The 16421-nt window shown below is 44.5% G+C and carries 12 protein-coding genes; 4 read left to right on the top strand and 8 right to left on the bottom strand.

Translation table 11 applies throughout. The features are described from left to right. The coding region (locus tag ACWQ4X_RS04045) for a glutathione binding-like protein (protein WP_457902810.1) at positions 1-483 on the top strand (483 nt) is incomplete at its 5' end. A 56-nt stretch (positions 484-539) separates the two neighbouring features. Here ACWQ4X_RS04045 and ACWQ4X_RS04040 read toward each other — a convergent pair. The 6 genes from ACWQ4X_RS04040 to ACWQ4X_RS04015 all read right to left on the bottom strand — a co-directional run bounded on the left by ACWQ4X_RS04040 (position 540) and on the right by ACWQ4X_RS04015 (position 10662). Further along, entirely contained in the window at positions 540-1784 is a 1245-nt protein-coding gene (locus tag ACWQ4X_RS04040) for an NADH:flavin oxidoreductase/NADH oxidase family protein (protein ID WP_457902809.1), read from the bottom strand. Between the two features lie 97 nt (positions 1785-1881). Beyond that, positions 1882-3474, bottom strand: a complete 1593-nt coding sequence (locus tag ACWQ4X_RS04035; RefSeq protein ID WP_457902808.1) for a dipeptide ABC transporter ATP-binding protein — start codon at positions 3472-3474, stop codon at positions 1882-1884. Continuing rightward, the gene (locus ACWQ4X_RS04030) at positions 3452-4462 is read right to left on the bottom strand and encodes an ABC transporter permease (RefSeq protein WP_457902807.1); all 1011 of its coding nucleotides are present in this window, start codon (positions 4460-4462) and stop codon (positions 3452-3454) included. Before ACWQ4X_RS04030 ends, ACWQ4X_RS04035 begins: the two co-directional genes overlap by 23 nt. Continuing rightward, entirely contained in the window at positions 4462-5526 is a 1065-nt protein-coding gene (locus ACWQ4X_RS04025) for a microcin C ABC transporter permease YejB (protein WP_457902806.1), read from the bottom strand. The genes ACWQ4X_RS04030 and ACWQ4X_RS04025 overlap by 1 nt, the downstream gene beginning before the upstream one ends. A gap of 76 nt (positions 5527-5602) precedes the next feature. Beyond that, positions 5603-7393: an extracellular solute-binding protein gene (locus ACWQ4X_RS04020; RefSeq protein ID WP_457902815.1), complete on the bottom strand. Its 1791-nt coding sequence runs from the start codon at positions 7391-7393 to the stop codon at positions 5603-5605. Positions 7394-7467: 74 nt separating this feature from the next. After that, positions 7468-10662, bottom strand: a complete 3195-nt coding sequence (locus tag ACWQ4X_RS04015; RefSeq protein ID WP_457902805.1) for a LysM peptidoglycan-binding domain-containing protein — start codon at positions 10660-10662, stop codon at positions 7468-7470. A 219-nt stretch (positions 10663-10881) separates the two neighbouring features. Here ACWQ4X_RS04015 and dnaQ point away from each other — a divergent pair, with 219 nt between their 5' ends. From dnaQ to nudC, 3 genes are all read left to right on the top strand, one after another. Next, the gene (gene dnaQ, locus ACWQ4X_RS04010; protein ID WP_100243094.1) at positions 10882-12261 is read left to right on the top strand and encodes a DNA polymerase III subunit epsilon; all 1380 of its coding nucleotides are present in this window, start codon (positions 10882-10884) and stop codon (positions 12259-12261) included. A gap of 125 nt (positions 12262-12386) precedes the next feature. After that, a complete protein-coding gene (locus ACWQ4X_RS04005; RefSeq protein WP_457902804.1) occupies positions 12387-14036 on the top strand; it encodes a chemotaxis protein in 1650 nt (549 codons plus the stop codon). Continuing rightward, the gene (gene nudC, locus ACWQ4X_RS04000) at positions 14036-14809 is read left to right on the top strand and encodes an NAD(+) diphosphatase (protein WP_100243096.1); all 774 of its coding nucleotides are present in this window, start codon (positions 14036-14038) and stop codon (positions 14807-14809) included. Before ACWQ4X_RS04005 ends, nudC begins: the two co-directional genes overlap by 1 nt. Here the strand turns inward: nudC and ACWQ4X_RS03995 are convergent. Then, positions 14798-15682, bottom strand: coding sequence for an alpha/beta hydrolase (locus ACWQ4X_RS03995; protein WP_457902803.1), 885 nt, complete (start codon positions 15680-15682; stop codon positions 14798-14800). The genes nudC and ACWQ4X_RS03995 overlap by 12 nt on opposite strands. Next, positions 15672-16367 (bottom strand): BON domain-containing protein, encoded by a 696-nt coding sequence (locus ACWQ4X_RS03990; protein ID WP_100243098.1) that lies wholly within the window; start codon positions 16365-16367, stop codon positions 15672-15674. The genes ACWQ4X_RS03995 and ACWQ4X_RS03990 overlap by 11 nt, the downstream gene beginning before the upstream one ends. Positions 16368-16421: the final 54 nt, after the last annotated feature.

Raw genomic sequence — 16421 nt, 5'->3', positions numbered from 1 at the left:
GTAACTATTACAGAGAATCAGCAAACCCTGCATTTAGCCGAAACCAGTGCAATTGCGGAATGGCTGAGTCATCATTCTCAGCGTTTAGGTGCGATGGATTTAGACCAAGCAGCATTAGCAGACGACTACTATTGGAAAAACTTTGCAGAAGCCTCATTTATGCCAAATTTGGCGCTCAAGCAAATCTTTGCTCAGCTGAGCCTGCGTACACCTTGGCCTGTGCGTTTTATTCTGCGTGGCATTCAATATGCCTTTAACCAAGGCTATTTAAACCCCTTGTTGCGACAACAAATACAGGTCATTCACCAACATCTCACCGCAAACACATGGATTGCAGGTTCTCAATTCACCATTGCCGATATCTTGCTGTGGTTTCCACTACAAGCGTGCACCCATCTAGATGCACGCTATGCAGATTACCCTGCAAGCAATCGCTATTTACTTCGGATTCAAGACAGACCAGCCTTTCAACGCGCTTTATGAAAAGGTGACTGGTCTGCCTCAACTTACAAACAGTACTGGTCCGTAGCAAACGAATCCTATGCGCTCTTGCGCGAGTTAATTTGCCCTTGAATCACGGCTTTTAAATTGCCCTTCACATAATGGAAGAATACTTTCAGTGGGGATAGTTTTGGATTTGGGCGCTTACCTTGGGCAATCGACTTAAATTGCGCGGCATACCAAATAATTTCCATAATCGCCATTTTATCGACCATTGGAATACCTGTTTTAATTTTATCCACGGCATAACGAACATCTTGCCCAACCAGCAAACGATCGGCTAAATCCGTTTCGACAGCAAATGGACGTGCAATGCCAATAAAGTCACACGCCCCACTTTCCAGTGCAGCATTCATGCCTTGAGCGGTGCGGAAGCCACCCGTCACCATCAGATGACAACCGACTTGTTTTCGAATCTTTTCGGCAAAATCGAGGAAATAGGCCTCTCGCGCAATAGTGCTGGCTTTACGTTTGTCTTCCTTAGCACCAGCCATTGCAGGTGCTTCATAGGTACCGCCAGAAATCTCAATCAAGTCAATGCCTGCAGCATCCATCGCTTTGAATACGGCAATCACATCTTCTTCGCTAATACCACCACGCTGAAAATCGGCCGAATTCAGTTTGACCGAAATAATAAAATTATCTGAAGTTGCTGCACGTACTGCTTGATAGATCTGCATCAGGAAGCGCATGCGATTTTCAATACTGCCACCCCACTGGTCTTGACGCTTGTTGGTCAAAGGCGATAGAAACTGGCTAATCAGATAACCATGTGCGCCGTGCAATTGCACCCCTTCAAATCCAACTTTTTCACAGACCTGTGCCGAACGCGCGAAACGTTGAATAATTTCCAAGATTTCGTCTTCTGTTAATGCTCGCGGCGTACCAAACGTCGTTGCCAACATTGGGCTAAATGGGACTGCTGAGGGTGCAACCGTTTCTTTATTCAAGCCTTTCGGGCATTGTCGACCGGGATGCGACAATTGCACCAACTGCACCATGCCATAGTGTTGACCCAAATTCGCCCATTGGCGCAGTTGCTCAAGATCACGTTCAGATTCAACCACCACCACACCTGGTTCATTCTTGGCACGGATATCAACCATGACATTGCCTGTAATGGCACACCCCAAGCCCCCTTTTGCCCAAGCCTCATATAAGCCCAAATGTAAATGATTCGGCTGCCCTGCAGGGTTGGCGAGTGCCTCACTCATTGCCCCTTTGATAATACGGTTTTTAAATGTGGTATTTCGAATCTGTAAAGGCTCAGCCATATGGCTCATGGGTATTCCTCATTCTTTTATTTAGAGGTTTTACTCTAAAGTGTTTCCCTAAGAGGTCAAGTCATTTTTGACAATTTGTTTTGTCAACTTTATCAATTTAACTGTACTGGCTTGCTTGAATCAGTTGCTGCGTATAGGGACTTTGTGGATAGGTAAATAATGCTTCAGTCGTCTGCATCTCGACCACTTGAGCATCACGCAGCACCAAGACTTTTTGCGCTATGGCACGTACTACATGCAAATCATGGCTAATCAATACATAGCTCAATTGATACTGCTGCTGTAAACGGCGTAATAGCTGCACGATTGCTCGCTGAGTGCTGCGGTCTAAAGATGAGGTCGGTTCATCTAGAATCATCAAATGTGGCTTTAACACCAAGGCACGCGCCAAAGCGACCCGTTGCCGCTGCCCACCCGACAGCTCATGCGGATAACGCAATTTAAAGCTATCATCCAATTCAACATCAGCCAAAGCCTGACTCACTTGGGTAGCAACCTCACGTTCTTGTTGCTGCCTAACCGTTAACCCTTCCGCAATAATCTGCTCCACAGTTAAACGTGGGTTCAAACTGCTAAATGGGTCCTGAAAAACCATCTGAAAGTTGGCGCGCAATGGACGTAATTGTTTTTGATTCAAGGCATTTAAATTCTGCTGTTGAAACCAGATTTTCCCATGACTCTGAATTAAGCGTGCAATCGCCAAAGCCATTGAACTTTTACCCGAACCACTTTCCCCCACTATGCCCAAACACTCGCCTTGTTGTAATTCTAGATGGTCAATTGCAACAGCGGTGTGCTGTCCAGTGACACGATTCAACCAGCCTTGCTTGATGGGATACTGCACCAACAACTGTTCTAGTTGCAGTACTGGCATGGTCAGAACGGGCGCTAATGCTTGACCAAAATCATGATTCATCAATTCACAGGTATAGGGCGTTGCCGGATATTGAAAGACCTGCTCAGTCGTGCCTTGCTGTTCGACGTGCCCCTGATTCATCACAATCACTTCATTTGCATACTGGCGAACCAGATTCAAATCATGACTAATCAAAATCAGTGACATCTTGCGTTGCTGCTGTAAGGTCTTTAACACATCCAGAATTTGTATTTGCAGGGTGACATCCAAAGCGGTGGTCGGTTCATCCGCAATCAAAATCTCAGGATCTAGCGCTAAAGCCGCGGCAATCATCACTCGTTGTCGCTGCCCACCTGAAAGTTGATGCGGATAGCGCTTTAACATGTGTTCGGCAGAAATGATGCCCACATCCTGCAATAACTGCAGTACTTTTTGACGTACCTGCTGTTTGGATAAGCCTTGTAAAATTAAGACCTCTCCGACAATTTTTTCCACCTGATGTAAAGGATTCAGTGCAGTCATCGGGTCTTGGAAAATCAGGGCAATTTTTTGTCCACGAATCCTTTGCAGTTGCTGAGCTGGACAGGTCAATAAATTAATACCGGCATAGATTGCAGAGCCAGATCGGTTCAAACTTTGGGGCAATAAACCCAACAATGCCAGACAAGTAATGGTTTTCCCCGAACCACTTTCCCCCACCAAAGCCAGTGTCTGCCCCTGATGTAACTGAAAGGATAAATTCTCGAGCAAAATAGCCTGCTCATGTCGGATCTGCAGCTGCTTGACCTCAAGAACAACAGTGGTCGATTGATTACTGTCTTGGATCGAATGCATCGCGTGCCGCCTCCCCAATATAAATTAACAGCGACAACACAATGGCCAAAGTAAAGAAACCAGCCAAAGCCAACCATGGCGCATCTAAGTTATTTTTGCCTTGTAGCAAAATTTCGCCCAGCGATGCGGTATCTGCAGGCAACCCCAGTCCGAGAAAGTCCAACGCAGCCAAAGCGGTAATATTGGCCGTTAACATAAATGGTAATTGCGACAAACTGGAACTGATGGCATTGGGTAAGATATGTCGCACCATAATTCGCAAATCGGACACGCCCAAAGCACGCGCGGCTCGAACATAATCTAGATTACGCGCACGTAAAAATTCTGCTCGAACTAGATTGACTAAGGTGGTCCAGCCGAAAAACAGCATGATTAAAAATAACCAGTACACGCTTGGGGTAAAGATACTGACCAGAATCATCACCATAAACAGCATAGGTAAGCCACCCCAGACTTCCAGTATTCGCTGTCCGATCAAGTCGATCCAACCGCCATAATAGCCCTGTATCGCCCCAACAAAAATCCCGATGACGGCCGACAATAAGGTCAAGGCAAACCCAAATAACAGAGAAACACGTAAGGCATATAAAATTCGAGCGAACACATCACGCCCCTGATCATCCGTGCCTAGCCAATTTTGCGCACTCGGTGCAGAGGGAACAGGCACAGCCAAATCCAAATTAGGTGTTTGAGCTGCATAACGAATCACAGGCCAAATGGCCCAGCCATGATCGTCAATCAATTGCTGTACCACGGGATCTTTATAGTCCGCTTCAGATTCAAATACCCCGCCAAAGGTAGTTTCGGGATAAGCCTTAAAAACAGGAAAATACAAAGCTTGTTGATATTTCACCAACAACGGCTTTTCATTGGCAATCAGGTTGGCACCCAAAGACAACACAAAAATCAGGCTAAATAAAATGAAGCAGCAATATCCCAAACGGTTTTGTCGAAAGCGCTGTAGCCGTGCTTGAATCATCGGGGACATTAGTGCGTACCTCGTGATTCAAAATCAATCCGTGGATCAATCCATTGATATAGCACATCACAGATTAAACGCAGGATTAAACCCAATAAGGTAAAGATAAATAATGTGCCGAAGATGACGGGATAATCGCGCTGAATAATCGCCTCAAAACCCAATAAGCCCAAGCCATCTAGATTGAAAACAATCTCAATAAATAAATTACCGACAAAGAAAATCCCAAGTAAGGCCTCGGGTAAACCCGCCATAATCACCAAAATGGCATTACGAAACACATGCCCATACTGGACTTGAGACTCGCTCAATCCTTTGGCACGTGCAGCCCAAACATAGGGCTTATTCAGCTCTTCCAAAAACGAGTATTTGGTTAAATACGCCAGACTGGCAAAGCCCCCCAACACCATCGCCAAGATTGGCAGGCTTAAGTGCCAAAAATAGTCACGGATTTTAGCCAACAGACTGAGTTGCTGGAAATTGTCCGAAACCAGCCCTTGTAGTGGAAACCACTGAAAATAACTACCACCCGCAAAAAACACGATCAGTAAAATGGCAAAAACAAAGGCAGGCACAGCATAACCCATCGCCAAGATTAGAGAGGTGGTTTTATCAAACAGCATGCCATGTTGTTTGGCTTTTCGAATCCCCAATGGAATGGCAATTAAATAAATCAGCAAGCTACTCCAGAGCCCCAGCGAAATTGAAACGGGCATTTTTTCCCAAATTAATTGGGTCACGGGCTTATCTTTGAAAAAACTGATGCCGAAATCAAAACTCAGATAGTTTTTCAACATCACAGCAAAGCGGATATACGCTGGTTGATCAAAACCATACTGCGCTTCAATTTGCCGAAGCATATCCTCACTAAGCCCCTTGGCACCTTGATAATTGCTACTTTCAGGTGCAATACCCGCTTTAACCGCTTGCAAGCGTTGAAAAGACTCGGCTTGTTGAATGGCACGCTCAACAGGTCCACCCGGGGCAATCTGAATCACAGCAAAGTTAATGCATAATATTAAAAATAAGGTCGGAATAATCAGGAATAGCCTTTTTAGAATATACGTACCCAATTGCGTATCCTTATTTTTTCATGATTTAAACGTCTGACTAAGGTATCACTTAAAATAACCTAACAGCCCTCTCGCTTTATTTACCGAGGTAGTGGCTGACTTTTTTAGCTTGTACTCGATCACTCCACCAATAATCCAAACCCAAGGACAATTTCGGTTTCACTTTCGGCTGATGATACATGTTCCAATAGGCATACCAATTGTCATTTTTACCATAAGTCAGGATTTGATAATAACCTGCGCGCAACAAACGATCCAAAACTCGGGTTCGCACAATCAATTGTTCTCGATTCGGTGCTTGTATGACCTGTTGTACCGCATGATCAATGGCGTCATTTTGAATGCCCGCATAATTATAGTTCCCAAACTCACGTGCGGCACCACTACTCCACATTTGCGCTTGCTCACTGCCTGGGGTCAGCGACTGCGGCATTTCCAACGTGGTCACATCAAACTCGTAGCGACGCATACGTTCCATATATTGCGATACATCCACCTGACGTAATTTGACATTGATTCCGAGTTTTTTCAGATTACGCATCCACGGCATGACGGTACGTGGTGCACCTTCTTGATAGAGCAAAACTTCAAACTGAACTGCACGCCCGTTTTTACTATACAACTGCCCCTGCCGATACTGATAACCTGCTTTTAGCAAGATATTACGGGCATGCAGTAAATTCGGACGATTAAAACCACCTGCATCGGACACAGGATATTTCCAGTTAGACAGCACGCCTTGCCGTTGCAATGGATGGAGCTTGGATAAATAAGGCTGCAACAGTTTCAATTCCGCAGCACTCGGTTGTCCTGTTGCCGCCAACTCACTGCCTTGAAAATGGCTTTGTAGACGTTGATACTGCCCATAAAATAAGGCTTTATTTAGCCATTCAAAATCGTAGGCATAACTCAGCGCCTGCCGTAAATAAATGTCATTCAATGGCACTTTACGGGTATTCAATACCAGACTTTGATTGACCACAGGTCTTGCCAGCCGCTGGCTATATTGCTTGACCATTCCCACTTTTACCGCAGGAAATTGATAGCCTGTGACCCATGTTTTGGTTTTCTTTTCTTCGTGCAAGGTATATTGCCCCGACTTGAAACCTTCAAAGGCAATGTCGTTATTCCGATAGTACAAATATTGCATGCGATCAAAATTGTAACGCCCGCGATTGACCATTAAGTCTTTCGCCCAATAATTTGGATTACGTTTATAAGTAATGCTCCGCCCCGCATCAATGCGTTCAATTAAATATGGACCCGAGCCTAAAATCGGTTGCAGGGTAATTCGGGTGAAATCTTTATTTTTCCAATCTTGCTTGGAATAGATCGGCAGACTCGCCACAATCAGCGGCATTTCCTTACTTTTACTGGTTTTAAAACTAAACTTCACCTGAGATTTGGATAGTACTTCAGTTTTAGCCAAATTGGACAAATACATCTGCAAGCCTAAATTGGCTTTGGTTTGATAAGCATCGAAACTGAATTTGACATCTTCAGCCGTGACAGGCCTGCCATTACTGAAACGCGCTTGCGGGTTCAAATGAAAAATAATGAATTGAGGATTAGCTGGATCAAAGGTGACTTGATTGGCCAACAAAGGATACATCACCCCTGTTTCATCCAGCGAATTATCCATTAAGGTATCAAATAAATAATTCACACCCTCGGTGGCACTGCCTTTGCCATTCATCGTGTTGAGATTATCAAAAGTACCGATTGCCGCAGTACTCAGATAGCCACCTTTAGGCGCCTGCGGATTGGCATAAGGCATCGCCTTTAAACCTGCATATTTCGGAGGACTATGCACAGCAATATAAGGCGTGGTCTGTACAGTCGACCACGCCTGCTGCATAGCCATCATGCTGCTCGCATAGAGCAAGCAAATGGCAATTGTTTTGCTCGTCATTTGCACGGCAAACCTATCAGCGACGTGAATTAAAGATTCGGAACTTTAATCACATCGCCAATTTTCAATTGTGCTGTTGGCTTCATATCATTCATTTCAGCCAAAGCACTGGCTTCAACCCCGTAACGCGTAGCCAAACGAATCAGATTATCCCCTGATCTAACTTTATAGTCTTTCACTGTTTTCGGAATCAAGATGCTTTGACCGACTTGTAAACCTGTACGCGGACTTAAATCATTCAAGCTTGCCAACTCAGACACTGAAATGCCCACACGACTGGCAATCAAATTCAGTGACTCACCCGATTTCACCGTATATTTCTCAGTATCTTTGCTACTCACACTGCTCTTTTTCGGGCTGCTGTCCGCTTTGGTGATGGTTTTCGTCGGTAAATCACCATCAACTTTTAAACGCTGCCCGACACGTAAAGAAGCATTGGTCGAAAGATCATTGAGTGCCGCCAAATAGCTTAACTGCAAGTGATATTTCTTGGCAATGCTGCCCAAAGTCTCACCCGATTTCACCACATGAATATCTTTTTCAGCAGTAGTTGTCGTACTTTCTTTCTCAACCTCAGCTACTTCACCAGTCAGCTTGAGGCGCTGACCGACACGGACATTGGCATTACGCCCAATCCCATTTAAGTTCGCCAGATTGTCTTGGCTTAAATTGTATTTGCTGGCAATGGCAGACAAGCTGTCACCCGATTGCACCACATAGGTTTCAGGCACTGTCGAACCCGCAAGCACCTTAATGCTTTGCCCCACATACACGCCACTATTACTCGAAATTTGGTTAAGCTCGGCCAAATCACTGAGTGACATTTTAGACTGTGCTGCAATGCTATACAGGGTATCCCCACGCTGAACTTTATACGTTTCAGTTTTTATGCTCGGTGCAGATTTCACGGCATCAATTTTCACTGCCGCTTTTTCTGAAGATGAAGCCTCATCATTCACGCTATTCAACGGAACATTAATTTTCTGTCCAACCAACAAGTTACTGCCCGCATTCAAACCAGGGGTTAAATCTGCCAGCTCCTGATTCGACAATGCGTAACGGTCAGCAATCAGCTTCAAATACTCGCCACGTTTTACCACATAAGACTTGGTTTTAATGCTGCTCTTGCTTGTCGCTTTTTCAGTCGTATTTTTTGCGCTATTAGCACTATTGTCTTTTAACGATAATTTCTGACCCACAAACAAACCACTGGTCACAGTTAAATCGTTATAGTCTGCCAACTGTTTGACCGAAAGACCAAACTGGCTCGCCACACTGGTCAAGTTATCATTGGCTCGCACCACATAGCTCTCAGGCTTGCTATTGGTCGTAGAGGTACGCTCCTGAACCGGTTTGGCATCGTATAAATAAATACTGGTCCCTACAAACAAGGTCGCATTCGGATCAATCTGATTCCATTTCGCGATATCGCGCCAGTTCACCCCATTTTTCAGCGCAATGGTTGCTAAAGTATCACCCGATTGAACGGTATAGGTTGTACGCTTGCCTTTTGGTGGCACAACCACAATTTCCGAAGCTGTTTTGACATAGTTCTTGTCTTTATTTAGCTGTGCTTCATCAGAATCAAGTTTGGTATTGTCTGTCACCGACTTTGGATAAGAGAAGCCTTTGGTTAACTCTTTGCCTTGTTGTTCAGCAACCGATTGACTGGTCTGAATTGCGGTCAGCTTAATCTTGCCATCATAAGGATCGACAATTTCAGTACCTTGTGGCGCAATTTCCTTCAGTTCTGCAACCACTTGTTCCTGTTCTGCTTTGGTCGCTACAGGTTGTAACACCTGTTCCACTGTTTTGGTGGCATCCTCGGCTTGAACCGCTGCCCTAATTTGTTCGCGCTCAGCTGCTGAAATCGGTGGTTCAACACTGACTGGCTGTACATTCTTGGCTGGCGTGACAGCAACAGGGATACGCGGCGCACTCGGTACTACCGTACTCGAAGCAAAAGCAGCTAAAGCATCCGCACCACGTGGCGTAGTCGATAATGGTCGCCCTGTATTGGTCGAAACCGTGGTTTTGGTGGTGGTATCCGTCGTTTTAGTGGTGTTGCTTGCGACCAATACTGGCGGTGCCGATTTACTTGGAGTGATTGTTGTCGTAGTCGAACTATTCGAGATAGGAGCAGTACTTGCCCATAAACCACCTGAACTCGATTGCAGTTTAGACAGTTTTGCATCTACCGTAGGGCTAATATCCGCAGGAATCAAAATGCGCATCGGGCTACCACTGTCAATGCGGTCACCACGATGTCCAGGGTTCAGTGCATACAGTTCTGCACGGCTTAAACCTGTAATTGCAGCCACATCATTCAGATTTGCAGGACCCACCGTGATTTCTCTAAAGTGAGGTCGGTTGGCAATTGGCGGTAAGCTCACACCATAGGCATTCGGATTTTTAATAATTTGTGCAACTGCCAAGAAACGCGGTACATAGTTCATGGTTTCTTGAGGTAAGCGTAATGACCAGTAATCGGTTGGCAAGCCTGCCTCGCGGTTACGGTTAATCGCTTGTTGAATACGACCCGGACCCGCATTATAAGCTGCTAAAGCCAATTCCCAAGAACCAAACTGGTTATAGAGACTGCCTAAGAACTCATAGGCGGCACGCGTCGACTCGACCACGTCACGACGACCATCATACATGCCCGTCTGTTTTAGCCCGTAAATACGCCCAGTACTTGGAATAAACTGCCATAAACCTGCCGCTGCCGCACTACTGGTTGCCGCTGGGTCATAAGAACTTTCAATAATTGGCAACAGTGCCAATTCAGTGGGTAAACCACGGCGCTCTGCTTCTTTCACAGTATGGTAAAGATAACGTGATGCACGCGCACTCAAACGATCAATATAAGGCTGACGAGAAACAAACCAATTTCGCTGTGCTTCAATTCGCGGATCCCAATGATTGGTATCCATTTTGAAACCCACGGTCATGCGTTTCCACACATCACCATGTTTTAAAATGAGTAAACGATCCCCTTCCACGGCACGCATATCCGTCGCAGACAAAAGATCTTCTAAAGAATCTAAGCTATTTGCATCTAAATAATTGGAGCCAACCTGTTTTGATGATGCAGCCTTGGTCGCACTTTGGCTCGATGCACAACCTGTGGTTAATCCTAATGCAGCGAGTGCAGAACCCAATACAGTAATCTTAAATAATGTTGGAACCGAGGGCTGCCACAAGAACGTGGTTGGTTTATACATAAAAAAATCCAAACAACTCGTATAAAATTTATTTTTTAGCACTGCCATTGTAGTGAAGCACAGCAGAGACTCAAGGCAATAATTTAGCGAGATTCTAGGATAAATGTTACAAGAAATTAAAATTTAACCATGTAATACACTTCCCAAGCACAAATGCGTTATACAATATAAGATTGAATTCGCTTCTGTTAATTTTCTTTGCTGGCTGGATGATCCTGTATGTCTGAAACAATTACGCTCTATGTCGATGGCGCTTGCCGTGGAAATGGTAAAGATGGCGCACTCGGAGGTTGGGGAGCCTATATCGTTACAGAGCACGAAGAACGTAAAATCTTCGGGGGTGAAACGCAAACCACCAACAACCGTATGGAGCTGACTGCCGCGATTGAAGGTGTGCTGGCCTGCCCGAAAACAGCCAAACTGATTATTTGGACCGACTCCAACTATGTCAAACAAGGCATTACCGAATGGATTCATGGATGGAAAAAGAAAAACTGGAAAGACGTCAAAAATCCAGACTTATGGCAAAAGTTGGATAGCGTCTGTCAAGGTCGCGAAATTGAATGGAACTGGATTAAAGGTCATGCAGGTCATCCTGGCAATGAAATGGCAGATCAACTGGCCAATTTAGGTGCAGACCAAGCCGCAAAAACCTTAACAGCAGCCACAGCCACCCCTACAGAAGATAAAAAAAAAGCGGAATCTGACTGGCTGTTTGACGACCCTTTCGGACTAGATTTCGCAGCTGAAGAAACCGAATTGGCTGAACCTGAAATCATTGAAGAAATTACGGAGACCATCATTCACGTGGAAGCTCCTCCAGCGGCTCAGACTTCTACAACAGCAACAACGACCAGTTCTCATCCGCAGATTGTGATTACACCCGCAACCGTAGAAGCTTTTGGTCCACGACAACTCATTCTGGATACGGAAACCACGGGTTTCTATTTCCAAGACAGTGACCGCATTATCGAAGTGGGCGCGATTGAAATGATCAATCGCAAACTCACAGGCAGCTCGATTCATATTTATATCAACCCTGAAAAAGAAGTGGGTGATTCGGTCAATGTCCACGGTATTACTGATGAGTTTTTAACAGACAAACCGAAGTATGCAGAAATTGCCGATGTGCTGTTTGACTACCTAAAAGGCGCAGAAATTATTGCGCATAACGCGACCTTCGATATGAACTTCTTGGACATGGAGTTTAAACGTACAGGTCATGGTCCACTCTCTGAGGTTTGTGAAGTTACCGATACTTTAGCCATGGCGAAAAGTAAGCACCCGGGACAGAAAAACTCCTTGGATGCGTTGGTACGACGTTATGAAATTGCACAACGCGACCGTACCTTCCATGGCGCATTGCTCGATGCTGAAATTCTGGCAGATGTGTATTTAGCCATGACGGGCGGACAGGTTTCCTTCGATATGGATGCCCTGTCGCAAAGTGAAGAGCAACAAGGTTCGAGTGGCAGACGTCAAATTGATGAAACAGGTCTCGCTGTAATTTTACCTTCAGATGAAGAATTGGCTGCACATGAGACTTGGGTCAAACAAATTGAGGAAAAACAGGGCAAACCTTGCTTTTTTTCAAAATAATTTCTAGAGATTCTGTTATTTTTTGTATTTAAACCTTAGGGACATCAGTTATAGTTAAACACAAGAAATAACGCTCTAACTCAGCCAAACATAAACAGATAATACATTAGGAAAGGTGCAGATAAATGTCTTACCAAACCTCTATTCATTTTGATCCAACGGCCTTACTGATAATAAAAAATGAGGTTGATAACTCGATCAAGTTAGTTGAAGCTGCGGTCAGTACCTTGGCAGAAGATCATACCCTACCATTTGGTATTGATGATGCACTGAATCAATTTGAACAATGTGCGCAAGTTCTAGTGTTAATCGACATGCCAAACTTAGGGCAAATTGCCCAGTATTCTGCTGAACTGATGCGCAAAATCATGGCAAATCCAGAAAACATCAATACACAGGATGTGGTCGCACTCAGTGAAGGCACCACCATGCTGAAACGCTATATTGAGTTTATCTGCTTACGAGAAGTTAAAATTCCTCAGTTCCTGCTCGATACCCTCAACCGTCTGGAACTTGCCTTAGGTAAACCACTCACGCATGAAGGTCATCAGCTTGAATCACTGTTAAACACTGTTCAGCCAAACTTCCAGTTACCAACCATTCCGACCCTTGAAAAGTCTGAATATGTACATCGTTTATATAAACTTGCATTACATAAACTACTGAAGCAGCAAGAAACTGAACTCGATTTACAGGCAATTCGAATTGTCGGTGCTTATCTGGCTGGTTTAGCAAATCAGTTACCAAGCCAACAATACTGGGGGCTGGTACACGTTGCTTTCAACCAAATTGATAATTTACTGTTTACCGATGCCCGCTTACGCAGCCTGATTGACATCGAACGTAATATGGCCGCATTTTTTCTTGCGCCTGAAAGCTTCAATGCCGACTTAAAAGACCTGTCGAATATTCTGAGCTTGTGTATTAGCCAAGAAGATGAGTCAGCACAAAGCATCCGTGACCAACTCAATATTGGTGATGATGCACTCACCGACACGCAACTGCATGTATTTAGTCGCCATCTATATGGTCCTGACTTTAATACCATTCACACCATTAGCGGACTTGTAACCACTGAAATGGCACAAATTCGTAATGAAATTGAATACAACTACCAAACCATGTCGGTAGAAAAGACACAAGAGTTACAGGCTAAAATTAAAGAATTAGCGAATATTTTCAAAGTCTTAAATCTGAATGAAGCCTATCAAGACTTATCTCGTCAGGCTGAAACATTGAATCAGACCGATGTATTAAAAGATGAAAACTTTGCTCAACAATTGATGAAAGGCATCTTATCTGCCATGAATTCAATTGGCATTCTTGAACGTCATCATACCTCGAACCGTTTACAGCTTCGCGTGAACAACATGAATGTTTCACTGGATCGTCTTGATGAAGCACATGAAGCCTTGCTGAACGAAACCAAAACCTTGGTGGACAGTTCTGCAACCAGTTTGGTGCAATATCTCCAAGATCAATTCTTGGGTGCTTTAGGCAATCTCCCTGCTCAGTTACATGAAATCAGTGGTGCGCTGTTGTTCCTCAATTCTGCAGAAGGTCAACAAGCCTTAAAAAATGCTGCAAATTTTGTACAACAAAAGCTTGAGGTTTCGGGCAGTATTTCTCAACAGGAAGTGAATTACATTTTGGACACTTTAGCGGGTGCTGAAATGATGATTGACAACCTGAAGAACAAACAGCCTGTATTACACTCAATGTTTGATGTAGCATTAAACAGCAGTCAAAAACTAAACGCCGAAGTAGCCGCCTAATGTCAGAACTATCACTTGCTTATATTTTTCATCAACAACAACTTCTGGTCGATGATCAGCTCCAACTGCCTAAAGTTGAGCGTTTAGCAAGTGATCTGCATTTACACACGGGCAATACTGTCATTGCCCGTGATCTTCTCGCCCATGAAAGCATTCCAGACGGCTTACAGTTGGTGCCTATTCGCCAGCTACTAACCCAATGGACCACCAAGCAGTTTGAACAAGCCAGTCGTGCGCTACAACTCCTCGAGTGGCGCCGCAATCACAAATTCTGTAGTCATTGCGGGCATGAAACGCAAGTACATGCCACTGAATATGCCATGATCTGCCCCGCTTGCCATTATCATCAATATCCACGCGTGCAACCCTGCGTCATTACCGTGATTACCCGCGGTGAAGATGAAATCCTTTTGGCCAAGAACGCAAAAAATACCAACAATATGTATGGTCTGATTGCGGGCTTTGTCGAAGTGGGTGAAACCCTGGAAGATGCGGTCCGTCGTGAGACTGAAGAAGAAGTCGGTTTAAAGCTCAAGAATATTCAATATTTGGCGAGCCAGCCATGGCCCTTCCCAAGTAATTTAATGATTGCCTTTCGTGCTGAATATGCCGCGGGTGATATTGCATTACAAGAAGAAGAAATCAGCGATGCGCAATTTTTCAAATTTGACCAACTCCCTCAGATTCCATTCAAAGGGAGTATTGCACACGCCATGATCATGCATGTGACTCAAGGACAGCCTGTTGCAGATGACACGCATCTATGGCTTTAGCGCTTCCTCAATTGCCACCAAAATTTGTTCTTTGGTTTCGAAATAACGGCTGAACAAACTCGAGACTGATCCCATCACAGTAATGTGTCCTGTGCGAGGAATGACAATCATTTTACTGTGATTGCCTTTTTCTTTGAGCACGCGATCAAAGTCTTCCGTATTGTTGTGCCCTACAATTTGGTCATTCTCTGCCATCACCAAATAATGCTTGATGCTGTTAGATGCGACAAAGTAGTACGGCATGACCTGCTGGAAAGGCACACTTTGATCAAATGCCTCTGCACAGAGTGGGTCACCTTTATAATCAAAATGATAAGGACCCGCAACGCCAATGATGGCGCGGATTTGTGCGCGGCACTGTAGTTCATACTGCTGTGGATGATAAACGGCTGACATGACATTAAATGCCCCAGCCGAATGCCCCATCAACACCACATTATCGGTACGAATTGCCAGCTTATGCTGATGCATACTCAAGAAATTGAGTGCGAGGGTCAAATCATCCACATAGCTAGGGAAAATATACTGTGGTGCAAGATGATAGTTAATCACAGCAACATCATAACCTTCACGAGCAAAAGCTTCCCCCACAAAGCGGTAAGAACTTTTATCTCCGTGCGTCCAAGCGCCCCCATGCACAAATACAATAAGGGGTTGGTTCAACTGCGGTTTATGGGCTTTGAATAAATCGAGACGATGACGTGCTTTTAAGCCATAAGCAATGTTTTCATGCAGTGTATATCCCTCGCGCGGTGTGAGTTGATTCAATGCATAGCTGCCGACATCGTAGATGCGAAAGTCTCGAATAAAATCTTTCGCAGTCCCCACGGTGTCATTTAATTGTCTAATCCAATATTCGGATTTATTGAACATTCGTCGGTTCTACCTGATCTGGGTCAATAGCTACAGGCGTTTGAACTTCGGGCTGCGCATTACTGGCTACAGGGCTTACCAAACTAGAATTTATTGATTTCTGTCCTTGATCGACATTATCAACCAATGTCACGATTTTAGTGACGTTACCCACTTGCTGTAACACGTTGTTCAAATCATTGATTTCAGCATTATTCAAACGCCCCATCACGTACAACACACCATCTTCAGTATGTACACGGACTTTGCTGTCTGCAACCACTGGGGCTTTCATAATTAAACCACGTGTATTTGCCGTCGCAGTCGCATCTTGCATAATGGTGTTATAACCAATTTTATCACCTACAGTGATAAAATTATGCACATTTTTTACATCACTCATCGCGCGGACATTGTCTTCAGCCAGTTGTTTTAAATGCTGATCTGGCACTTGCCCAGTCAATAATACGTTGCCATAAAAGCTTTCGATATTGACGCGTGACTGTTTAAAACGAGAATCTAATTTATATAAATTAATATTCGCTGTACGTTCAATTGAGGAATCAATAAAGACCTGTCCAAGTGAGCGTACCCCACTTTCTGTTCCAACTGGTGCAGTCCCTGTACCACCTGAAATAAAACTCGCACAGCCCGTTAAACTAAGACCTGCGACACAAAGCACTGTCATTGCAATACGATTCAACACTCAGCAAGACTCCTCACTTATTTCATTCATTTTTCTATAGCATTGATGCTTCCT

It is taken from the genome of Acinetobacter sp. NigerLNRRAM0016 (genome assembly GCF_054112845.1).
Note: the sequence above shows the minus strand (reverse complement) of the source record. Positions and strands in the feature narration are given on the sequence as shown.

Coding starts and splice junctions, on each gene's coding strand:
- dnaQ (WP_100243094.1), top strand. CDS start 10,882: ATGTCTGAAACAATTACGCTCTATGTCGATGGCGCTTGCCGTGGAAAT.
- ACWQ4X_RS04030 (WP_457902807.1), bottom strand. CDS start 4,462: ATGTCCCCGATGATTCAAGCACGGCTACAGCGCTTTCGACAAAACCGT.
- ACWQ4X_RS04005 (WP_457902804.1), top strand. CDS start 12,387: ATGTCTTACCAAACCTCTATTCATTTTGATCCAACGGCCTTACTGATA.
- ACWQ4X_RS04035 (WP_457902808.1), bottom strand. CDS start 3,474: ATGCATTCGATCCAAGACAGTAATCAATCGACCACTGTTGTTCTTGAG.
- ACWQ4X_RS03995 (WP_457902803.1), bottom strand. CDS start 15,682: ATGTTCAATAAATCCGAATATTGGATTAGACAATTAAATGACACCGTG.
- ACWQ4X_RS04015 (WP_457902805.1), bottom strand. CDS start 10,662: ATGTATAAACCAACCACGTTCTTGTGGCAGCCCTCGGTTCCAACATTA.
- nudC (WP_100243096.1), top strand. CDS start 14,036: ATGTCAGAACTATCACTTGCTTATATTTTTCATCAACAACAACTTCTG.
- ACWQ4X_RS04040 (WP_457902809.1), bottom strand. CDS start 1,784: ATGAGCCATATGGCTGAGCCTTTACAGATTCGAAATACCACATTTAAA.
- ACWQ4X_RS04020 (WP_457902815.1), bottom strand. CDS start 7,393: ATGATGGCTATGCAGCAGGCGTGGTCGACTGTACAGACCACGCCTTAT.